The 20,351-nt window shown below is 41.9% G+C and carries 21 protein-coding genes; 18 read left to right on the forward strand and 3 right to left on the reverse strand.

Going from position 1 to position 20,351, the window contains the following annotated elements:
* Positions 1–8: 8 nt before the first annotated feature.
* Entirely contained in the window at positions 9–1,298 is a 1,290-nt protein-coding gene (locus EZJ28_RS00790) for a hypothetical protein (RefSeq protein ID WP_131393884.1), read from the forward strand.
* 203 nt (positions 1,299–1,501) lie between these two features.
* Here EZJ28_RS00790 and EZJ28_RS00795 read toward each other — a convergent pair whose 3' ends face one another.
* Positions 1,502–2,920, reverse strand: a complete 1,419-nt coding sequence (locus EZJ28_RS00795; protein ID WP_131393886.1) for a multicopper oxidase family protein — start codon at positions 2,918–2,920, stop codon at positions 1,502–1,504.
* A 267-nt stretch (positions 2,921–3,187) separates the two neighbouring features.
* Between EZJ28_RS00795 and EZJ28_RS00800 the strand changes: the two genes are divergently transcribed.
* From EZJ28_RS00800 to EZJ28_RS00860, 13 genes are all read left to right on the forward strand, one after another.
* Positions 3,188–3,607, forward strand: a complete 420-nt coding sequence (locus EZJ28_RS00800; RefSeq protein ID WP_131393888.1) for a BLUF domain-containing protein — start codon at positions 3,188–3,190, stop codon at positions 3,605–3,607.
* Positions 3,608–3,641: 34 nt separating this feature from the next.
* Positions 3,642–4,061, forward strand: a complete 420-nt coding sequence (locus tag EZJ28_RS00805) for a hypothetical protein (RefSeq protein WP_131393890.1) — start codon at positions 3,642–3,644, stop codon at positions 4,059–4,061.
* 87 nt (positions 4,062–4,148) lie between these two features.
* Positions 4,149–5,132 carry an alpha/beta hydrolase gene (locus EZJ28_RS00810; protein ID WP_131393891.1) on the forward strand — a complete coding sequence of 328 codons (984 nt, stop codon included), beginning with the start codon at positions 4,149–4,151 and terminating at the stop codon, positions 5,130–5,132.
* 26 nt (positions 5,133–5,158) lie between these two features.
* Entirely contained in the window at positions 5,159–5,872 is a 714-nt protein-coding gene (locus tag EZJ28_RS00815; RefSeq protein WP_242670042.1) for a hypothetical protein, read from the forward strand.
* Between the two features lie 140 nt (positions 5,873–6,012).
* Positions 6,013–6,681 (forward strand): DUF998 domain-containing protein, encoded by a 669-nt coding sequence (locus tag EZJ28_RS00820; protein ID WP_131393893.1) that lies wholly within the window; start codon positions 6,013–6,015, stop codon positions 6,679–6,681.
* A gap of 112 nt (positions 6,682–6,793) precedes the next feature.
* Positions 6,794–7,252, forward strand: a complete 459-nt coding sequence (locus EZJ28_RS00825; protein WP_131393895.1) for a hypothetical protein — start codon at positions 6,794–6,796, stop codon at positions 7,250–7,252.
* A 321-nt stretch (positions 7,253–7,573) separates the two neighbouring features.
* A complete protein-coding gene (locus EZJ28_RS00830) occupies positions 7,574–8,749 on the forward strand; it encodes an amidohydrolase family protein (RefSeq protein ID WP_131393897.1) in 1,176 nt (391 codons plus the stop codon).
* A gap of 94 nt (positions 8,750–8,843) precedes the next feature.
* Positions 8,844–9,371 carry a nuclear transport factor 2 family protein gene (locus EZJ28_RS00835; RefSeq protein ID WP_131393899.1) on the forward strand — a complete coding sequence of 176 codons (528 nt, stop codon included), beginning with the start codon at positions 8,844–8,846 and terminating at the stop codon, positions 9,369–9,371.
* Between the two features lie 51 nt (positions 9,372–9,422).
* Entirely contained in the window at positions 9,423–10,121 is a 699-nt protein-coding gene (locus EZJ28_RS00840; RefSeq protein ID WP_131393901.1) for a VIT1/CCC1 transporter family protein, read from the forward strand.
* Between the two features lie 124 nt (positions 10,122–10,245).
* Positions 10,246–11,073 (forward strand): alpha/beta fold hydrolase, encoded by an 828-nt coding sequence (locus tag EZJ28_RS00845; protein WP_131393903.1) that lies wholly within the window; start codon positions 10,246–10,248, stop codon positions 11,071–11,073.
* Between the two features lie 158 nt (positions 11,074–11,231).
* A complete protein-coding gene (locus tag EZJ28_RS00850; RefSeq protein ID WP_242670043.1) occupies positions 11,232–12,371 on the forward strand; it encodes a hypothetical protein in 1,140 nt (379 codons plus the stop codon).
* Positions 12,372–12,400: 29 nt separating this feature from the next.
* Positions 12,401–14,023 (forward strand): BCCT family transporter, encoded by a 1,623-nt coding sequence (locus EZJ28_RS00855; RefSeq protein WP_131393905.1) that lies wholly within the window; start codon positions 12,401–12,403, stop codon positions 14,021–14,023.
* Between the two features lie 10 nt (positions 14,024–14,033).
* Complete coding sequence (locus EZJ28_RS00860) at positions 14,034–14,891, forward strand: universal stress protein (protein ID WP_131393907.1); 858 nt, start codon at positions 14,034–14,036, stop codon at positions 14,889–14,891.
* Here the strand turns inward: EZJ28_RS00860 and EZJ28_RS00865 are convergent, their stop codons facing one another.
* On the reverse strand, positions 14,892–15,596 hold the full coding sequence (locus tag EZJ28_RS00865) for a M50 family metallopeptidase (protein ID WP_207388418.1): 705 nt from the start codon (positions 15,594–15,596) through the stop codon (positions 14,892–14,894). It lies immediately after the preceding gene.
* A gap of 165 nt (positions 15,597–15,761) precedes the next feature.
* Entirely contained in the window at positions 15,762–17,567 is a 1,806-nt protein-coding gene (locus tag EZJ28_RS00870) for a family 43 glycosylhydrolase (RefSeq protein WP_131393909.1), read from the reverse strand.
* Positions 17,568–17,867: 300 nt separating this feature from the next.
* Between EZJ28_RS00870 and EZJ28_RS00875 the strand changes: the two genes are divergently transcribed.
* From EZJ28_RS00875 to EZJ28_RS00890, 4 genes are all read left to right on the forward strand, one after another.
* Entirely contained in the window at positions 17,868–18,335 is a 468-nt protein-coding gene (locus tag EZJ28_RS00875) for an SgcJ/EcaC family oxidoreductase (protein ID WP_165499007.1), read from the forward strand.
* Positions 18,336–18,351: 16 nt separating this feature from the next.
* The gene (locus EZJ28_RS00880; RefSeq protein WP_165499008.1) at positions 18,352–18,828 is read left to right on the forward strand and encodes a cupin domain-containing protein; all 477 of its coding nucleotides are present in this window, start codon (positions 18,352–18,354) and stop codon (positions 18,826–18,828) included.
* Between the two features lie 238 nt (positions 18,829–19,066).
* Entirely contained in the window at positions 19,067–19,594 is a 528-nt protein-coding gene (locus EZJ28_RS00885) for a GNAT family N-acetyltransferase (RefSeq protein WP_131393915.1), read from the forward strand.
* A gap of 173 nt (positions 19,595–19,767) precedes the next feature.
* Positions 19,768–20,166: a hypothetical protein gene (locus tag EZJ28_RS00890; protein WP_131393917.1), complete on the forward strand. Its 399-nt coding sequence runs from the start codon at positions 19,768–19,770 to the stop codon at positions 20,164–20,166.
* The last annotated feature ends 185 nt before the right edge of the window (positions 20,167–20,351 follow it).

Raw genomic sequence — 20,351 nt, forward strand, 5'->3', positions numbered from 1 at the left:
CCCTTCTAATGCAGAGAAAAATTTACCTAGGTCTGCTTCTGGCAGTTTGTGTATTATTGTCTTCCTGTCAAAAGGACGATGAGGTTCCGCCAACCGATTATTCAATTGAATCTACTTCGGCCTTTGAGTTGATAAGTCAGCACCCGAACGGGTGGATCAAAGAAGCCCGATACTTCAAAGCGCTAAACCAGCCTTCAGAAGAATTTGAATACTACGACAATGGATATATTAAATCGGCCAAAATTTACGCCAGCTATCCGCAGCAGCACCTGTATATGGAAGTGAGCCGAAGTGAGGATAATGAGCCGCTCTGGTCTAAGTATTATACCCCAGAGGGTGAATTATGGTTCGAAACCGAATATGAGAACGGGCTTCCCTCGGTGAAAAAGGTGTACAGCGAGCAGGGCACTTCTGTTCATAGTTATACCAATGGTGAGCTGACCTCAGTAGAGTTCACCGCGGCTGATAACAGCAGTACTGCCATCACTACCTGCAATCCAGCTGCCGGAACCCGGAATGTAAGCATTACCAGGAACGGAGAAAGTATTCTGGATGAAGACTATCCTTACCATGAGCAGGTTGGTGCGGGAGTGTACACGACTAATCACGTGCCGGTGGCGAATGCCTTTAACAACGCAGAGACTTCTTATAACAAGCTTAATCAATCCTTTTATCAAAGCCCCAGCTGGCAGTTCGATGCCGATCCGATTGAATTTATGTTTCCCTATAGTTTGTACGATGAGTTCTACTATCCTGGAGATTACTTTGCTACACGCTTTGCCGTAACTACAGATCTGTACCAGTCGGTCATTGAACAGTACCCGGTTACCGAGAAGGGCGTGCTTATTGGAAGTTCCTCTTATATAGACGGTTACCATTCCATGCAGAACAGCTGGGAAGTGAGGGATTCGCTGGCCAGTGTCTATGAGGAAGATCCGGCGCTGTATAAGCTGAAATATGGAAACGAATATGCCGAAAAGGTTGGCTACGGAAAGATCTTTTTTGTGATAGGGGCAATCCGTAACCTGCCTACAGACGAGAATGTTGCCAATAATATAAAACACCTGGCCTATAGAAAAATGACAGGCATGCTTAATGGTAACACTGGTATCACTGCTGACGAGCAGGAACTAATGGATAAGGTGTGGTTTGAGGTAAAGTTCTTTTCTACCTTAAAAGAACACAGGAACGGAGTGGTACTGGATTCCCCTGAAGATTATGAACAGCTTATGCAGGCAGTGAATGATGCTGAACTATCGGTACTTCAAATGGAGTATCAAACCGTGGAATGGTTATAAGAGCGATTAGGAGCTTTGAAAAACTCTAAATATTCGGAAAAAAGGAGTGCCTCTGGGGAATGGTAAAACTGGACCTGTCTGGAGCAGTGTACCGTCCACCTGGATCATTTTTGCATCGTCGGTATCTCGCACTCTTTAAGAGGAACAATCTAAAGACCTGAAATGAATTACTCGAAATCGTCCTTCCGCTGCAGATCTAAGATTTAAACGGAAGCGTTCAAAACCTTAAAATTAGCCATCATACCCATATCCTCATGCTCGAGCTTATGGCAGTGCATTAAATAAGTTCCACCCTGCACTTCCGGAGTGTCGAACTTTATCAATACCCTTACAGTTTCTCCATCTTCCAGGAGAACGGTGTCTTTCCAGCCTCTCTCCCAGGGGAAGAGCTGATTTCTGCCACCTTCACGTGATTGTACCTGGAAATAAGCGCCGTGAATATGAACCGGGTGCGGTGCATTGCCGTTGGTGGTAAAGATCCATTCTTCGGTTTCGTTAAAAGGTACCTCCCAGTCTATACGATCCATTTCATAAAGCTGCCCGTTGATTTTTGACATTCCGTCGAAACTGAAATTCCTTGTTCTGGCGGGATTTCCTAAAGTCTGAATTGTAGAGCTAACAGCAGGTACATCTGTAGTAATGAGTTTATTTCCCACCTTAAATTCCAGCAGTTCCCATCCTGAAAATGCATCCCGCAGCATTACAGATTCACCTGCAGCCACATTTCTAAAATCTACCAGCAGATCCAGTCGCTCAGCGGGTGAGGCTACAATATTTTCAATACTTACTTCATTTTCCAGGAACCCGCCATCATTACCTATGAGTCTGAACGAGTCATTATTGCTAAGATTAAAACCAAAGATCCTGGCATTGGAACCATTTAAGATCCGTAAACGATAAACAGCCCGGTCAACTTCAATAAAAGGCTCGGTTGTGCCGTTAACTAAAAAGGTTTTTCCAACAAAACCACCGCTTCTGGGTTTATATTCCAAGTTCCCCTGACGGTCAAAGCTTACATCTCTAATTATTAAGGGAATTTCATAATCTCCAGCCGGCAATTGCTTTGCCTGCTCTTCCTGGTCACGAATTATAAATGCCCCGGCAAGTCCCATATTTACCTGCTCCCCTGTTTTGCCATGGGGGTGAGGGTGATACCAGTTGAGCGTAGCCCTCTGGTTAACAGTAAAATTATAATCATACTGCTTTCCGGAATCAAAGGCAAATTTGGGATGTCCGTCGTTCTCATGGTCTACCAGCATTCCGTGCCAGTGGACTATTGATTTATCCTGGAGGCTGTGTTGGAATGTGGGCGAGAAAATTTCTCCCCGGGATATTTCTATAGTTGGCCCGGGAAAGGAATCATTGAATGCCCATACCCTGGAGGTCTGTCCACCACCAACATCGGCAAGATATTCCCCGGCATGCAGTTGCCCGCCTGAAAATAAATTCGGAATTCTTAATGGATTTCGAGGGTTGGTTTTTGGCGGTTTTCCTTTACCGGCTTTTAGGGTGTAGTCCAGTAATTCCTCTTCCAGGGAATCTGTGGCGCATGAAGCCAGCAAGCCTAATTCTAATGCGGCTATTCCCATACTAACATTTTTTACGAATTTCCTGCGTTTCATAATAGAATAATTTTTGGTTGAAGCAATAATTAAATAGCCTGAAACAGGCCAGGTCAGGATATAGGGCAATCAGATTAAATTACAGCTTATTTAGGACCTGAAATATGACGGTCGTCATTTTTTAAAGGAAATATTCATCCTAAACGACTGGTATCCTGTAATTTGAATATTTATGAAATTTGCCTGTTTCAGAAAGCAACCCTAGGTCAAAAATTTGTTTTGATAAGAAAGGATGGTTATTTTTAAGCACAACTAACCAATTGACCAATGAAGCTTCCTTATACTATCTGCTATACCAGCGTGGCAAACCAGCTGGATGATGATGAAGTGAACGAGATATTCGAGATAACGGCCAGGCATAATAATAACTGCAAAATCCAGGGACTGCTATTATACTCCAAAGATACCAACCGGTTCTTTCAGGTGCTTGAAGGCGAGAAGAAAGAGGTGATCAAATTATACCATGAAAAGATTCTTAAGGATCCCAGGCACAGTGAGGTAACGGAAATTTTTCATAAGCCCACCTCCAAGCCTATCTTTTTTAAGTACACTTCAAAGTTTAACCTAATAAAATCTGGTGAAGACCTGCAGGAGATCAAAAAATATATCGAAGAGCATAAATATTCCAAGGCAAATTCAGATGAGGTTCTAAGGTTACTGGAACCCTTCCTTATACTCTATTCATAAGATTTTAAAATAAGTTCTATATAAGCCCTGTTGTATGAAAGTCTTTTTAAATGGAACTAAAATAGAAAAGAAGTTGATCGGGGTAAATGACGGCTTGAACTTCGGAAGGTTTTCTGATAAAGGAGTTGAAGATTATACAATCCAACTAAGCACATCAAAATTTCTTGATCTGCAGGAAAAGGAATATGTTTCAGTAAGGGATCAAATAAAGGAAGATGATGAGAGATATCAGGATGGATCAGATTTTCAAAGTGTTGATTACTGCTCCCTGCCGCAGTTATTAAAAGATGAACTGGCACTCGAAGAGATCTTGAAAACCTATTTTGATCATATTCTTTTAAATAAGCTTTTTGATTGGAGGCCGAGCAAAAAATATATAATCAACAGTCTTGATTCTGTGAGGATTGAAGACGGGAAAATCTTAATAGAGGGAAAATTTTTTCAGGCAAACTAACTGTTTGAACTATTTCTGGTTTCTGTGAGCTATGATTTTAATAAACCCGGTGATCTAAAACAGATGTAAACTTTTAAATTTCAGATCATGAGAAACCATCTTTTTTATGCAATGTTCTCCCTGTTTCTTTTCGGTTGTTCAGATAGCATTGATGGCGAATTACTTCTTGTTGAACCCGGAACTGACAATGATTTTGAATTTCCTTATTATCTATTTATCCCCGAAGGTACTCCGGAAGATAGAGATACCTTCGTGATTATTGAACCTAATAATTCAGGGTTTGCTGATGACGATATTGAGAAACATATGGATAAAGCCGGGAGAACCGCTTCCCGGGATTTTTACCTGGGAAATTATCTTTCAAAAGAATTGAAGTATCCCCTTGTGGTACCTGTTTTTCCGCGCTCCAGGACACATTGGCAAATATATACACATGCTTTGGACAGGGATGTGATGCAGCAAAAGGACAATGAACTGGAGAGAATTGATAAGCAGCTTATCAGTATGTATATTGATGCGAAAAGCCGGCTTCAAAATAAAAATATCAGTACCCGGGATCGGTTCCTGTTAACTGGTTTTTCAGCTTCCGGTACCTTTGCGAACAGATTCACCTTATTACATCCGGATAAGGTATATGCCGTTGCTGCCGGGGGATTGAATGGGTTGTTAATGCTGCCTGTGGACAGTCTGGATCATGAAGCTCTGGAATATCCCATAGGGGTGGCCGACCTGGATGAATTTAGAGATGAAGGCTTTCAGGAGGAATTATTTCAAAAAACACCGCAGTTCTATTTTATGGGTGAACTCGATGAAAATGATGCTATTCCTTATGATGATGCATTTAGCGAACATGAAAGAGAGCAGATATATAAAATTCTGGGAGAAAATATGATGCCAGATCGCTGGGACAAAAGCCGGGAATTCTATACCAGGGCGAACATTAATGCAAGGTTTAAAACTTATAATGAAATAGGGCATGAGCAGCCAGAGGTTATTAAAAAGGATATTCTTGAGTTCTTTAAGGAAAATATTTACAAAGAGAGGGGGGCAAAAGCCTTTTTAAAATCATAGGTTTATTCATTTTTAACCCATACCGTTTGGATAAGAAAAAACCGGGAACATACATGGACGAATTACGATTAACCGGTGGTGCCAGGCTTGGAATGGCCAATGCTACATTTCCGCTGGCGAGCCTTAAAGTAAATGAAAACCGTTTGGAACTGAATGCCGGGATTGTGGGGAACCTCACCTTTCAGCCTTCAGATATTATTTCTATCGAGGCCTATACGATGATCCCTATCATCGGGCAGGGTATAAAGATTAATCACCGGGTCTCTTCCTATAAGGAACGAGTGATCTTCTGGAGCTTTAAAGATCCCGATTCTGTAGTGAGACAGATCCGGGAGACGGGATTTTTAAAACATACTAAAAATAATCCTGAACATATCCCGGACATTCCGAACCATATGCCGGACAGGAGTCTGATTCAAAAACAAAGCAAAGGCGGGTTTCCGCTTAAGATGGGTTTTGCGGTTGGAGCCATAATAGCCTGGAACCTATTTTTTCTAATTGACTTTCTTGATTTTTTTTCAGGTGAAAAAAAGGATTTTTCGCTGGGAATCGGGGCATTTACTGCTGTTGGTCTTTTGTTCCTAACCTCGTTCTTAAGCCTTATTTCGACCGGCTTCTGTCAACTTATCCTTAAAGAGGGACGGGATCTGCAGGATATAAAGAGATTTGCGGTGTTTGTAATGATAGTCAGCGGATTTATGCTTCTAAACCTGGGGATATTCTCCCTTTTCTTTAAATAAAACAACACTAAGTTCAATTTCCTGGAAATTTATTAACTTGAACTATTCACCATTTCTGCTATCCTGCCTACCCTGAACCCTCACTTTTATGCGGGTTATTAAAAAGCGAAACCCAAAAATGTCTAATACAAGTTTAAAAGATGAGTAACGGGATCAGAATTTTGACATTAGGAGGATTGACAGGCTCAGCTCTGTTTACTTCGATCACAATTATATGTGCTTCCTTGCAAACAGATTACAATCATTTGGATGATTTCATCAGTGAACTTGGTGCGACCGATTCATCTACGGAATTCCTTATGAACTATCTTGGTTTTATACCTTCAGGACTATGCTTTGCTCTGTTTGCAATCTCTCTGCTTTTCACCGTTGGCAGGGGATGGATGTCCGGATTGGGCTCTGTCCTGTTCATGGTCTTTGGTGCTGGAATGGCCTTAGCCGGGATATTCTCGTGCGATGCGGGCTGTCCACAGTTTGGAACGCTGGAATCCCGTATCCATGACGGGGTATCTGCCATGGCCTTTATTTCGGCTATTCTTGGAATCATTTTACTGGGGTTTTCCTTTAAGAAGGTTAAGAAACTACAAGGTATATCACTATATACGATCTTAACAGGTTTTGTTGCCCTGATCCTGATGCTGGTAATGATCTCAACTTTCGAATCAAAGGACCTTACCGGTTTATGGCAGCGACTTTTTCTGTTTACGATCTTCTTATGGGCTACTATTACCGGGCTTACGGTCTATAAGTATTTTGAAGTCCTGAGATCTATCCCAGGCCAAAGCATGAGGCATCATGCCGCTAACTAAAATAAGCCTTAGCTTTCAAAAAAATACTTAACTTGTTAAACATCAAATTATTAAGTAAGTATTAAACGCCCAAATGTGTTAGCTGGGAACCTACGAATTAAAATTAGCATCAATGAAAAATCTATTATTAATAATACTGCTCGTATTAGCCGGTATTTCCACATTTAAAGCGCAGGAAAGTATAACTTCTGAACAAAGAGAATTTGAAGAGATGGCGCGAACATTTCAGGATAATTACAATGCAGGTAGTGAAAAATGCGATGAAATATTAGAGGCATACCACAGGGATGCTCGCCTAACTGAAACTGCATTTTCGGGCCCGTTAAAAAGCTTTACGTATGAACAGTTACTTCAATTTTGTCCTCATCTACCTAAAAAAGAGGTTATCGAAACAACGACTGAACAAAAATTACTTACTTCTAAACTTGGGTATGATTATGTGAGTCAGTTATATATTAGGAAAAGCATAGGAGACACCGTTAGGGAAACTTCTTCGAAAATCTGGGAGAAGAGAAATGGGAAGTGGAAGATTATTCATGTAAACAGTTTATTAAATAAAGTCTGTAAATAAATACTTCAGCTATTAGTAATGCTATATTCTAATCACTAAGTCGGCTTTCTTTCTGCGCGTTGAAATTTAAAATTCCTGAAAATAAAAGATTAGGAATAAATAACGGTGAGTGAAGATCAAATTCGTGGTATAATCGGTTCATTTACAGTGTTTAATGGCTCTGTATTGTGGCGATTATTTTCTCAATTCCCGGGAATTTTTAGAAAAAAATAATTAAATTGAAAAAGAAAGTTTGCTGAATTCGCTCCCAGCGGCATAGAACTTATGTCAATCCCCCTCTACCAGTACCAGACTGAATAGTTTCTTTACTTAAAAACCTTTATGATGAACAGATTTCTCACGCTGGTATTCACTGTATTATTAATTAGCTCTTCGGGGCCCCCTGAATATGATATAGTATTTCAAAATGTTGGGCTTTTTGATGGTTACCAGGACAGGGGTGTAGTCAATATTGCCATTAAAGGTGATACCATAGCGGCCATCACCTCTGAAGCTCTTGCCGGTAATAGAACAATAGATGGCAGAGGTAAATACGTGATACCAGGAATGGTAAATGCTCATGTTCATGTTTCCAGTATTGAAAATTTACGAACCAGTTATTCCCTGGGTATTTTAACGCTCCTGAATATGCATACGGGCATGGAAAAGCGAGAACATAACTGGAAAAAGATCTCAAAGGATTCGGCCGGGCTTTCAAGATTATATGGTGCCGGGCATGCCGCCACTGCTCCTGGTGGTCATCCCAATCAATACAGCCCTGATATGGAAACTGTCAGCGATTCCATTTCTATCAAGGAATGGGTGGATCATAGAATTGAGAATAATGCAGACTATATTAAGATTGTTCGTGACCATCATGAATGGATGGGCAGTCCTCCACTTCCTACCCTGAGTTATGATCAAATCAAACAAATAATTGATTATGCTCATAGTAGGGGATATAAGGCAGTTGTTCATGCCAATACAGTTGATGAAATGTCCAGGATCGCAGAATTTGGCCCGGATGGCTTTGTTCATATGCTAGATTATAAAGAGGATCTGCCTATTCCGGATAGTTTTTATCAAACACTTGCAACTCGTGGAATCTTTGTTGTCACTACTAGCGGCGTGACCTTAAAACCAATGGAAAATATGCCACCTTTTTTGAGGGATTGGGTAACGAATAATCTCCTGGATTCAACTCAGCGTGCCGGGATTATTAAAGAAATGCATGAAAACGGGATCATGATCGTGGCAGGAACCGATGCGCAGCAGGGTTCGATGAACTTTGGAGCCGATTATTTTTTAGAATTGGAACTATATGAGCAGGCCGGATTATCAAATACAGAGATCCTCAGAACCGCAACCGGCAATGCGTCAAAGGCATTCGGTCTGCCAATCGGGGAATTGAAAGTGGGCAGTAATGCTGATATGGTATTGTTAAGCGGTAGTCCCATAAACGATCTCGGAAACCTTAGGAAAGTTGAACAGGTATGGAAGAACGGAGAAACGAAGTGATGAATATTTGATACCAGGGAACTGCTGCTTACCCTTATTCTCCAAGCTTTGACTATTTTAAGTTTTAGCCTCGTAAGTCCTAAACTGTACGGATATGAAAAAAATAAAATACATCTATCTCCTTTTAGGAATTTTCTTTTCCTGCCAGCCTTCAAATAAGCTTATTCAAAATGACATAGAAAATAATACCAGGTTACTCCAGGATCTAATGGAATTATGGGAAACGGGAGATACTTCAAAAACCCCGGAACTCTTTGTAGAGAAAGCCACTTATACAGATGTCCCAAATAATAATACAATGAGGGGTATTGAGGGCATCAACCAATACCTTACCCATGTTCATATGTGGGCCTCAAATGTTCAGATGGATATAAGGAATATAAAGGTTTCGCCTAAAATGGGTTATGTTGAATGGACCTTTACCGCAGTACATACTAGTCCCATCCCTGGTAGAGTTAGTGTAGCTACTAACAGAAATGTTACTTTAAAGGGAGCTACCCTGGTAGAATTTAATGAAGGGAAGATTCAAAAAGCGTCTGATTATATGGATGTATTAGGATTTGTTATTCCGCTGGGCAGCAAAGTGGAGCTGCCGGGAGGTGTAATCATTGGCAATGAATAGCCGGGCCTACATTCACAGTGATCTAATGATAACCTTAAAAATTATCTGGCTATGACCAAGTATGAACATTCCCGGAACACCTCTATAGGCTCTAAAGTACGCGAAGTCATTTTTGGTATGGAAGACGGGATGGTTTCTACGCTAGGGGCCATAACAGGGATCGCGATTGGAAGTGAAGATCACTACACCGTTATTCTCTCCGGCACCGTGATCATAGCTGTGGAATCTGTTTCCATGGCTATAGGTTCCTATATCTCTAACAGGTCTGAATACGAAATCAATCAGGGGAGAATAGAAGAGGAAAAGGAGGAGATAAGGGATTTCGCGGGCCAGGAGAAAAAAGAACTTTTACAGATGTTTATTCGGGATGGATGGCCCGAAGGAATAGCAGGCGAAATGACGGAGACAGCCTCCAGGGATCCCGATCTTATGCTCCGGGAAATGACCTATCGGGAACTTTTACTGGCAGGAAAATCTGACAGTATAGTTTTTCAGAAAAGTCTCCTCATGTTCATTTCCTATATTATTGGAGGTCTCTTCCCTCTGATCGCTTATTTGATCTTACCTATAAGAAATGCAATGCCAGTCTCCATAGCCCTGACCATGATAGGTTTATTTGTGATTGGGTCACTCACTACAAAGTATTCAAAAGTAGAATGGTATAAGGCAGGAGTACGTGTGCTCTTACTAGGCCTTATTGCCCTGGCCATTGGATTCGTGATCGGCGAACTTGCTTCCGGTTATAAGTGATGGAAGTAAGAGGGAAATTCATGAAAAATTTTTAACTTCATATGTAAACCGGCGGGTCCGGTAATTCCCGATTACTACCTGTACTTCCCAGTCCCAATTCTATAGATCAGACAAACGCAAGATTATGCCATATATAGATCTTAAGACGGCGAGATTATATTATGAAGATGAAGGTGTGGGTAAGGAAACACTGGTCTTTGGGCATAGTATGTTGTTTAATTTAAGGATGTTCGATGAACAGGTAAACTTTTTAAAAGATGAGTATCGTTGTGTCCGCTTTGATTTTAAAGGGCAGGGCAAAAGCGAAATAACATTAAATGGGTATGATCTTGATACCCTTACTGAAGAGACCCGTGAATTCATCACTAGAACAGATTGTGCCCCTTGTCATTTTGTAGGCTTTTCAATGGGAGGAATGGTCGCTCTCAGGCTGGCTATCAAATACCCTGAAATTATTAGATCCCTCATTTTAATAGATACTTCTTCTGAGCCGGAACCCAGGGCTCATATGCTGAGAAATAAATTAATGTTATGGGTTGCGAGGTATGGCGGTTTAAGACCGCTTTGCGGGCGGGTGATGAAAATGTTCTTTGGAGCGGACTTTTTACAGGATCAGGCTAAAGAAGATCAGCGTAATCAATGGAAAGATCATTTTCTGGCTAATGACCGTACCGGGATTATAAAGGTGGTTAAAGGTGTTTTATCCAGAAGAGGAATAACCGGTGATTTAGGAAAAATACAGTGTCCGGTGCTTATCATGGTGGGAGAAAAGGATAAGCTTACCGATGAGGGCAAGGCTGAACTCATGCATAAAATGATTCCCAGCTCCCGGCTCGTTCGAATTCCCGGGGCCGGCCATATGTCACCTGTAGAAGAACCTGAAAAGGTAAATACTGAAATTCGGAATTTCCTTTTGAATTTTAAATATCATGACAATGCATCCGGAATTTAAACTCAAAATACTTTCTGAATAAATTCAGTAGGCAGGAAAAAAATACTCCATATTTAAAATTTGTTCTTAGCCTTTGTGATATTAACAATATTTTATAGTGACCGGTACTGTTATTCCGTGATATAAGGTATAACTTAGAATTGCTAGAATTAATTTGCATGAATGATTACTTACAAAATACATGGATATCTCTTATCCTGTGCATAAGTTTCATTAGTTCATCCCTACAGGCCCAGGAGTCCCCTGAGGTAGATATCGGCGGTGCTTTGCGTTTCAATTATAATCTTTCTTCCTGGAAACCCGAGCAGAAAAAAAGAGGTGGTGATTTTGGTTACGATATGTTCAGGATCAATGCCATTGCCGCCTACAAGGGAATTTATGTCAATGCTGAATATCGTCATTATTCCGAAGCTTTTGGAGGAGGAATGCTCAAGCAGGGTTGGTTTGGATACCGGTTCAATGATGAGGACGAACTACAGGTAGGGCTTTCCCAGGTCCCGTTTGCGATCCAGCAATATAATTCACACAACTGGTTCTTTAACCTTGGCTATTATATGGGACTTGAAGATGACCACGATATGGGGGTCAAATTTATGCACATAGGGGAAAACCTGGAATACCATCTGGCCTATTATAAGAATGCTGAAGAACTGAGGTTTGGAGATGCTTCGGCTATTTCACCCAGCAGGTATTCCTATGATGTGGCAGGAAATAATAAGGAAGTCCATCAGGCTAATGCCAAATTAATGTACAAATGGGGAGATACGCTGCAATCCCAACTTGGGGTCTCCGGTCAGTACGGCGGACTCTACAACCTAAACACTAAAAAAACAGGAGATCATTATGCCCTGGCCCTTCACTATGAGGCCGATTATAAGCTATGGAACCTGAAGAGCGAAGCCATGATTGTCGCACATAACCCTGAGAACGAGCCAGGGGTTTCCAGGGAAGTTATTACAATGGCTGCCTATGGTGCACCATATGAGGTGGCATCTGATTTTAATCTCTATTCTCTTGCCGTTGCCCGCGACGTGCCGGTAAACTGGGGGCCCGTATCAAACCTTCAGTTCTATAACGACTTTGGTTATATGCAGAAGAAGGAGACCTCTTTTGAAGATTCATATATGAATGTGACCGGAGTACTGGTTACTGCCGGAAACCTTTATGTGTATATAGATTATGCCGCAGGATATAATCACTCATGGCTGGGTGGTAATTTCGTAGATGATTTCGCGGCAGGAAATCCTGATGCCAAATGGGAGGCCAGGTTCAATATTAATTTCGGATACTATTTCTAGATCCGGTAAAAATTTAAAATTCAGAGATCATGACTAAAAAGATCGTAAGAAGTGACGAACGGAAATCCATAATGGGCCTAAATGTAAATGGTCCGGTGTTCTTCACTTCTTCAATCATCATTATCATAAGTATAGCTCTAACACTGATTTTCAAGGAGCAGGCAGAAGGCTATTTCAGTGATATACAGGCCGTGGTGGCCAATAACGGGGGCTGGTTCTTCGTGTTGTGTGTGAATGTCTTTCTTATTTTTATGCTCTACCTCGCCTTAAGTAAGTTTGGAAGCATCCGTATTGGAGGGAAAGATGCCAAACCTGAATTCAAAACTCTTTCATGGTTCGCCATGCTTTTTAGTGCGGGAATGGGAATAGGTCTTCTTTTCTGGAGTATAGCTGAACCTGTAACGCATTTTACAAGTCCACCGCTTACTGAAGGTGGCACGCCGGAAGCCGCCCAGGAGGCTATGAACTTCACTTTCCTTCACTGGGGTTTCCATGCCTGGGGAATATATGCGCTGGTTGGGCTTTCCTTAGCCTATTTCACCTATTCGCATGGCTTGCCTCTCACCATCCGCTCTGTCTTCTATCCCATCTTAGGTGATAAGATCTACGGAAAAAGAGGTGATCTTATTGACATATTTGCGGTTCTGGCAACCCTTTTCGGACTGGCGACTTCACTGGGCTTAGGGGTACAGCAGATCGCTGCCGGACTGTCCCATGTCTTTGGGATGGATCCCGGGATCGTAACCCAGGTGAGCCTTATTGCCGGAATTACGGCTATTGCCACCATCTCTGTAGTGCTGGGAGTAGATAAAGGAGTGAAATTCCTGAGTGAGTGGAACATGAGGGTGGCTGTTTTACTGTTACTGCTGGTTGTAGTGCTGGGACCAACCATCTTTATCTTCAGTTCGTTCGTGCAGAACACAGGAAACTATTTTTACAGCTTCCTGGAAATATCATCCTGGACAGAGAGTTATACAGGAAATAACTGGCAGAATGTATGGACCGTATTTTACTGGGGCTGGTGGATCGCCTGGTCTCCATTTGTGGGAATGTTCATAGCCCGGATTTCAAAAGGGCGAACCATCAGGGAATTCATCCTGGGAGTGCTTATTGTGCCTTCGCTCATTACCTTTTTCTGGATCTCGGCCTTTGGTAGTACCTCCATTCAGCAGGCGCTTGCAGGAGACCAGACCATAGTAAATGCTGTGGATGCTAATGTGGCGACCGCTCTTTTTGTCTTCCTTGAGGACTTTCCGTTTGCAGTTGCCCTCAACATTATAGGAGTGATCCTTATCGCCGGCTTTTTTGTCACCTCTTCAGATTCCGGGTCTCTGGTTGTAGACAGTCTTACTTCAGGAGGAAAGATAGATGCTCCCGTGGGGCAGCGTATTTTCTGGGCTGTGGCCGAAGGTGCTGTTGCGGCAGTGCTGTTAATTGGCGGGGGATTACAGGCATTGCAAACGGCATCCATAGTTACGGGACTGCCTTTTGCTTTCATTCTTCTGTTCATGTGTTATGCCTTGTATACCGGGCTTCGGGAAGAACATTTGAAAATGGAAGAGAAAAAGGCCCAGAAAGAGCTTGAGAGCTATGAAGAAGTGATCTCAGATATTATCAAAAAAAGGGGAAAAAACATTAAAGAGAACGAGTAATAAGACCATTATGAAAAAGATCAGAAATATCCTGGTAGCCCTGGATCTCTCAGCAATAGATGAAAAGCTTATCACCTATGCGTCTTTTATTGCTGACAGGTTAGAGGCTGAAAATGTATATTTTGTACATAACATAAAGAAATATGAGATCTCCAAACTTTTTGAGGAACACCTTAAAGATGTAAATCTTGATGAGGTAATAGGGGATGAGCTTAACGAAAAGGTGAAACTGAATTTTACCGCTTCAGCAAACTGGGAAGTGCTTATCTCTGAAGATCCCTATAGTGAATCTCTTATCAAATACATAGTTGAAAAATACAGGATAGACCTCGCCATGGTAGGAAATAAGAAGCATGAAAAAGGTACCGGGGTGGTTAGTGGAAAATTGTTGCGCCTGTTAAAATGTGATCTGCTGGCCGTTCCATCGGCTGCCCGGGAACAACTAAAAGTGATCTGGGCGGGCACGGATTTTTCTCATGATTCCCGCAAGGTATTCCGGGTTACCAAAGAACTGCAGGAAGGCAGGGAGGTAGACCTCAAGCTGGTACATATCTACAGCGTACCGGTACAATTTTCTCCTTATGTTTCCGTGGAATCGATTGGGCCAAAAGTGGAAAAGCATGTAAATGAAAAGTTCAACAAGTTTCTGAAGAAACTCAATTATTCCGAAAAAATTGAACCCCTTATCTTCATGGGAAGAGAATCGGGTGCTGCCCGGAAGATCATGGATAAGATCAAGGCCTCGGATGCCGATCTGCTGGTGGTTTCAGATAAAGGAGGGAATACTTTTTCACCATTTGCGGTGGGTACCGTAACCGAAGAGCTGTTCAATGCCAATTTGGATGTTCCGCTCTGGGTGGTTAAGTGATCATAAAGGGGTTCGGGGATAGTTCTGGACCTCTTTTTTCTTGTCATTTTTCTTCATAATGATACGGCTTGGCCGGTTCTGCTTTGCAATGTCACGGGCTTTTTGGAGTGCATCTTCTTCATTTTTGAAGCTTTCAATAAATTTATTCTGGTGATTTAATACGTGCCACTTTTGCTCGTCATTCTTCCATTCCACACAGTAAGTACGCTCCTTGATGATCTCATCCCTGTTCTTTAACAATTCAAGGATCACTTTCCCGTCGCTGTAATGTCCGCCGGGATAGATCATGGGTAACAGAGCGAAAAAGACATAATACATGGAGAAATAGGTGAACTGGTAGGTGAACATCCCTGCTTTAAGTACTTCATTCTGTATGAGCAGAATTACAGCGATAGTACTGAGTAGATTAAAAAGTACCCCTCCCAGGAAAATAAGAATGTTCGCGAATTTCTCTTTTCGTTCTATATTCTCAAAGGCGCAGAAGCCATACCAGAAATAATATTGCCTCACTTCAATTATACCATATCTAAAAATGGATTTTCCTGTCCCTACAATGATCCGGATCTTCTTTGCGCCCATAAGCCATGCAAAGAATACGTGTCCCGCTTCGTGTAAAATCGAAATGACTGGCAATACCAGAAAAAAAGCAAGCAGGAATTTCGGAATGTCGCTTATACCAAACATCTGGAATGTTTTAAAGATCATAATTTATGAAATTCAAAACATTAGATTCTTAAAAGAAATTAAAAACCCTAATGGCTGAAAATCAATTCCCTGAAAATCCTGTTTGATAATTCTTTAAAACCGCCGAATGCCCTGAATACCTCACTATTCCGGATCTCTGGATTAACCATGGATAGAGTATTCCTGCTATTCTACTGCAATGATCTCTGTTCTTTCGGAAATACCGTTTTCGTTAAACGCTTCTATGCTGAAATAATACTTCTGATCCCGGTCCAGGTTACGCATAAAATGCTCGTTCACATCATACAGCAGCCATGACTGATATAGTTTATCCGGAGCAATCCCCCAGCGAATATTATATCCCTGCGCTCCCTTTACCGGTTTCCAGGAAAAACTTGCGTCTCTCCTGTCTGTCTGGCGAATGACCTTAAAATCTTTGACCCGGGCAGGTTTTTTACCCAATCCTTTACCAAAGACCCTTATCTCTGATAAGGCGAAATTATTTCCCGGCACTTTGATATTGTTATAGCGTACATATCTGGCCTGTACCGGCTGGTTCAATACTATATATGCATTGGGAGTATCTTCATAACTGTCGCTCCTGTCTATCACTGTCTTCCAGTTGTCACCATCTTCAGAAACCTCTATGGTGAATCTATGCTTTAATCCTTCGGTACGGGTGTAAATTCCCGATTCATGATCATGATAATTCAGCTGAAGGGCATAGATATTTCCGGGAGAAAGCATCTCGATCTCCACCCATTGTTTATCGTCGTTGGCCTCTGCCACCCATAATGATTTAGGGCTTTCATCGGTTAATACCTCCGAAATGATCTCCCCGTCAGCGGTTGTCTTTAGTGGCATTTCGGTAATATCATACTGGCCATCTGTTGATGTGCTCTTCCTGATCTGCATCATAGAACTGGAAACCTTTGTTTTTCCTTTATAAGAAAGTAGCATCCACCCATTATGCTCGCCGGCTTTTGTAGGGTGACTCGGTGCATAACGGGGGTAATCACCATAGTGAGTATTGGAATACATTAATCCGTCTTCGTCAAAATAAGTTGGGAACATACAAAGTCGTCGCTCCCAGTGTGAATTGGAAGCCAGGGCCATGGTACCAAAATGCCAGTACTGCCCGTTGGTCTGTTTTACGGTGATACCGTGGCCGGCACCATTGGTAAAGCCACCGGGTTTAAAGCTCATGGGGTTATTCGGCATATATTCAAATGGCCCGAGCGGAGAATCGCTAACATAGGCCCCATCCCCATATACATTGAACTGGGTTCCCGGAGCGGCGTACTGTAAATAATATTTACCGTTGTGCTTGGTCATGGAGGCTCCTTCCATATAGCCCTCCTTTAGGGTAGGATGAAAGTTATTTTCGCCGAAGCGTTCCCAGCCATGTTCTTCTTCAACCAGGTTGATAAGGTCTTTTTTCACTCCGGTTTCGAGCATGCGGTCGTCCTTGTCCAGCATCTTTACCCTAATAGGGTGTACATTGGAAGAGCCCCAGTAGAGATAGGTTTTCCCATCGTCGTCAATGAATAATTCCGAGTCCTGTATATTGTTACTGATGGAGGCCACAGGCGTCCAGTCTCCTTTTTTAGGATTATCGGTATACAGTATGCTTCCGTAACCGGCCGGATCGCCGGCAAAATATACCAGCGAATCCTTATAATTAAAAGCGGTTGGAGCGTTACTGCCCTCAAAGAACCATTTTTCAGGTTTTATGAATTCCCAGTTTACAAGGTCTTTAGAATGCCAGTACCCAAAAGAGCGGGTGACGAACATGAAGTATTCACCGCGAAATTCCACCACAGCCGGATCGGCTCCCGAGCGGTAGGATATGTTGTTAGCCGAATTATAAACCATATAGGTATAATCTATATCCAGCGGATTTATATAGGTTTCCGGTACTACTTCCTGCGCCTGAATGTGAGGGCTAAGAAATAGAATCAGTAGAGCGAATTTGTAAATTGTAGGGTGCATTTACTTTGTTTTTAATGAATTTTACTTTCAGGTTCCCAATGTTGTGAAATAACATTTTCAGGGCGATTTCGGGCTATAAATTTAGGGTAATTGAATAAGTTAGAAATAAGGTTATAGCCATAAATTTTGCCTTAAATGGATAAGAAAAATGGTCTTGGTACTGACTGGCTTTACCATTTCCCGCCTCTATCCTCTTTAATGAATTGCTCTGTCTTTTACAGGCAGTTTTGCTTTTAAACAGCTATATATGAATGCGTTGTGTAAATGTTTATATTTATCTTACTTAAACGATCAGTAAATATGAGAACAGTGAACCTTCGCCGAATCATTTCATTCTTTCTTATCATTATTGTCTGGCAGTTTAGCCATGCACAACAGGCTGAAATTGAAAAAGAGATCCTGGCCATAACCGAAAAGTATAATCAGGCCTGGGAATCCCTGGATATAGAGGAGATCTCAAAATATCATGCAGATGATATTTTATATTACTGGTATGGATCACAGGGTCCCACCAGTAAAAAGGACTTTGACAGGCTGCTGGAACAAATGCTGCCTTCCATGACGGAATATATACATGAAATACTCAGCTATCAGGTCCAGGTCTTAAGCGATAATGTGGTGACCTTCTCCCATATGTATGACGGGCAGTACACAGCAACCGATGGCAAGACCACGAACTATGACGGGGCACTTACCTATGTCTTTAAGAAAATGGATGAAGAGTGGAAAATAGTCCTGATCCATGAATCGGCCCGTAATGAACAGTAAATTAAATTATTTTAAAATGAATAAAATATGCACTTTTCCAATGGTACTGCTAAGCCTCTTTCTTATAGGAGGTAACCAGTCAGTTGCACAGGTTGGGGAGATGAAATTTCCTGAAGGCAGCGTGCAACATGTAGTTCTGGCTGAGGATATTCAGTGGAAACCCTGTCCGCCGAATTTGCCCGGAGGCTGTGAAATTGTGGTTCTGGAAGGAGATCCTAAAAGTCCGGATCTTTTTACCATCCGTTTTAAAGTAAAAGAAGGTTTCAAAATGCCGTCACATACACATCCCAGGGATGAAAGAGTAACTGTGATAAGCGGAAAGGTTTCGGTTGCCTTTGGCCGGGAAGCTACACACGAAGAGGCACGGCAATTTGGCCCGGGAGATTACTATGTCAATTCCCGGGATGCGGTTCACACGGTTTGGGCCGACTCAGACTGTATTCTGCAGATCACCGGGATAGGACCCTGGCAGGCTAAATTTATTGAAGAGTAACAGGCGCTTTTACCTAATCTCACTACATCTTAAAATGGAAAGAGTATTTGCTCCCGCTCCAGCGTTTCTGTAACGTGGGTCTGCATAGACATGAACTAATTCAAGAGTTCCTGTTCAGCAATGGAAATGAAAGCCAGCCGATCCCTCTTTTCCCAAAGAAAACCATACAAACTATTTCTGATATATTTGCATTCCCTGGCATGAGTTTAAGAATGTAAAATGGGCAAATAATTTATAAGTGGAAACGGAAAATTATATATTAAAAGAGATTGTGGACTCTGATATAGATAATATCCACAAGGGTTTATCCAACCCTCAAATCACAAGATTCTATGGTGTTCACTTTTCCAGCCTTGAGGAAACCGAGGAACAAATGGAGTGGTATCGCAATCTGAAAAAAGAAGGAAAAGGCATCTGGTGGGGAATTTATGATAAAAAGAATGATCAGTTCTGCGGTGCCGGCGGTTTTAACGACAGGGATAAGCAGCATAGAAAGGCAGAGATCGGGTTATGGCTTTTAAAAGAATACTGGGGCAAAGGGATCTTAAGTGAAGTAATGCCTAAACTTTTCGAAAACGGCTTTACCCAACTTGGCCTGAACAGGATAGAGGGTTTTGTAGACAGCGGTAATACTAAATGCAAGAAGGCACTGGAAAAGATCAATTTCGTTTACGAGGGGACCATGAGGGAATGCGAAATTAAGAATGGAGAATCAATAGACGTTGACTTTTATTCCATATTAAAAAGGGAGTGGGAGAAAATTTAAAACCGGGAGTTAGGCTTTCCTGACCCGGAATCCATTTTGTCAAGGTTCTCCTAAGGTAAAGTTCAGTGAAAATAACTAAATTAGACTTGAAATAATTTCAAGTCGGGCCTTTGGATTTTGATTCGATAAGAATGGAGGCTCTCAGGCTTTAACCCAGATCAAACAATTTACCTATGGAGTTTTTCCGCAGCCTTAAAATAAATACCAGTGAAGCTTGTTTACACGAGGCATTAACTTTAAATAAACTGGATTCCCTGAGCAATGACATTTTTCTTATTGGCGGGCATAACGAAGAGGCAGCTGAGATTGGAGGTATCTGGGGAGAGTTCACCTTAAGCCGAAGTAAAATTAAAGGCGGCCTTCGCTTTGCATTACTTGAATGCCCCAATGCCCTGGCCTGGACGGTCACAACAGACCTTCCTCCCAATCCGGATACCGTCACCATTCATCTTACCATAAACCGTGAGCAAAAGGATGCTTCTTTTCTTGAAGAAGTCGAGGAGTTTCTTGATGATCACGCAAGTTGTTTAAGGCAGTTTTTGCCCTGCGATGTACTTGAGACAGAAGCTTAAGATTATCGGCCGAATTCCATTTATCCGGGATTGCAAAATAAACCGGTATTTTCCTGTCTGTAAGTGGATATTTTGCACCTGTTTCCACCACCTCAAATATAGGGTCACACAGTAGGAATATCCACTTAAATTTCCATAGAAAATAACTAACTTCACGAGGCAGGCTTATGTGAATCTGACTAATG

The sequence above is a fragment of the Gramella sp. KN1008 genome (assembly GCF_004332155.1).
In the GTDB taxonomy this organism is placed as follows: Bacteria; Bacteroidota; Bacteroidia; order Flavobacteriales; family Flavobacteriaceae; genus Christiangramia.

Excerpts from the sequence above, each read along its gene's own strand:
- EZJ28_RS00810 (WP_131393891.1), top strand. The coding sequence starts at position 4,149 with ATGAGAAACCATCTTTTTTATGCAATGTTCTCCCTGTTTCTTTTCGGT.
- EZJ28_RS00820 (WP_131393893.1), top strand. The coding sequence starts at position 6,013 with ATGAGTAACGGGATCAGAATTTTGACATTAGGAGGATTGACAGGCTCA.
- EZJ28_RS00825 (WP_131393895.1), top strand. The coding sequence starts at position 6,794 with ATGAAAAATCTATTATTAATAATACTGCTCGTATTAGCCGGTATTTCC.
- EZJ28_RS00800 (WP_131393888.1), top strand. The coding sequence starts at position 3,188 with ATGAAGCTTCCTTATACTATCTGCTATACCAGCGTGGCAAACCAGCTG.
- EZJ28_RS00855 (WP_131393905.1), top strand. The coding sequence starts at position 12,401 with ATGACTAAAAAGATCGTAAGAAGTGACGAACGGAAATCCATAATGGGC.
- EZJ28_RS00840 (WP_131393901.1), top strand. The coding sequence starts at position 9,423 with ATGACCAAGTATGAACATTCCCGGAACACCTCTATAGGCTCTAAAGTA.
- EZJ28_RS00845 (WP_131393903.1), top strand. The coding sequence starts at position 10,246 with ATGCCATATATAGATCTTAAGACGGCGAGATTATATTATGAAGATGAA.
- EZJ28_RS00890 (WP_131393917.1), top strand. The coding sequence starts at position 19,768 with ATGGAGTTTTTCCGCAGCCTTAAAATAAATACCAGTGAAGCTTGTTTA.
- EZJ28_RS00790 (WP_131393884.1), top strand. The coding sequence starts at position 9 with ATGCAGAGAAAAATTTACCTAGGTCTGCTTCTGGCAGTTTGTGTATTA.
- EZJ28_RS00830 (WP_131393897.1), top strand. The coding sequence starts at position 7,574 with ATGATGAACAGATTTCTCACGCTGGTATTCACTGTATTATTAATTAGC.
- EZJ28_RS00870 (WP_131393909.1), bottom strand. The coding sequence starts at position 17,567 with ATGCACCCTACAATTTACAAATTCGCTCTACTGATTCTATTTCTTAGC.
- EZJ28_RS00880 (WP_165499008.1), top strand. The coding sequence starts at position 18,352 with ATGAATAAAATATGCACTTTTCCAATGGTACTGCTAAGCCTCTTTCTT.
- EZJ28_RS00805 (WP_131393890.1), top strand. The coding sequence starts at position 3,642 with ATGAAAGTCTTTTTAAATGGAACTAAAATAGAAAAGAAGTTGATCGGG.
- EZJ28_RS00875 (WP_165499007.1), top strand. The coding sequence starts at position 17,868 with ATGAGAACAGTGAACCTTCGCCGAATCATTTCATTCTTTCTTATCATT.
- EZJ28_RS00865 (WP_207388418.1), bottom strand. The coding sequence starts at position 15,596 with ATGATCTTTAAAACATTCCAGATGTTTGGTATAAGCGACATTCCGAAA.
- EZJ28_RS00795 (WP_131393886.1), bottom strand. The coding sequence starts at position 2,920 with ATGAAACGCAGGAAATTCGTAAAAAATGTTAGTATGGGAATAGCCGCA.
- EZJ28_RS00850 (WP_242670043.1), top strand. The coding sequence starts at position 11,232 with ATGAATGATTACTTACAAAATACATGGATATCTCTTATCCTGTGCATA.
- EZJ28_RS00860 (WP_131393907.1), top strand. The coding sequence starts at position 14,034 with ATGAAAAAGATCAGAAATATCCTGGTAGCCCTGGATCTCTCAGCAATA.
- EZJ28_RS00835 (WP_131393899.1), top strand. The coding sequence starts at position 8,844 with ATGAAAAAAATAAAATACATCTATCTCCTTTTAGGAATTTTCTTTTCC.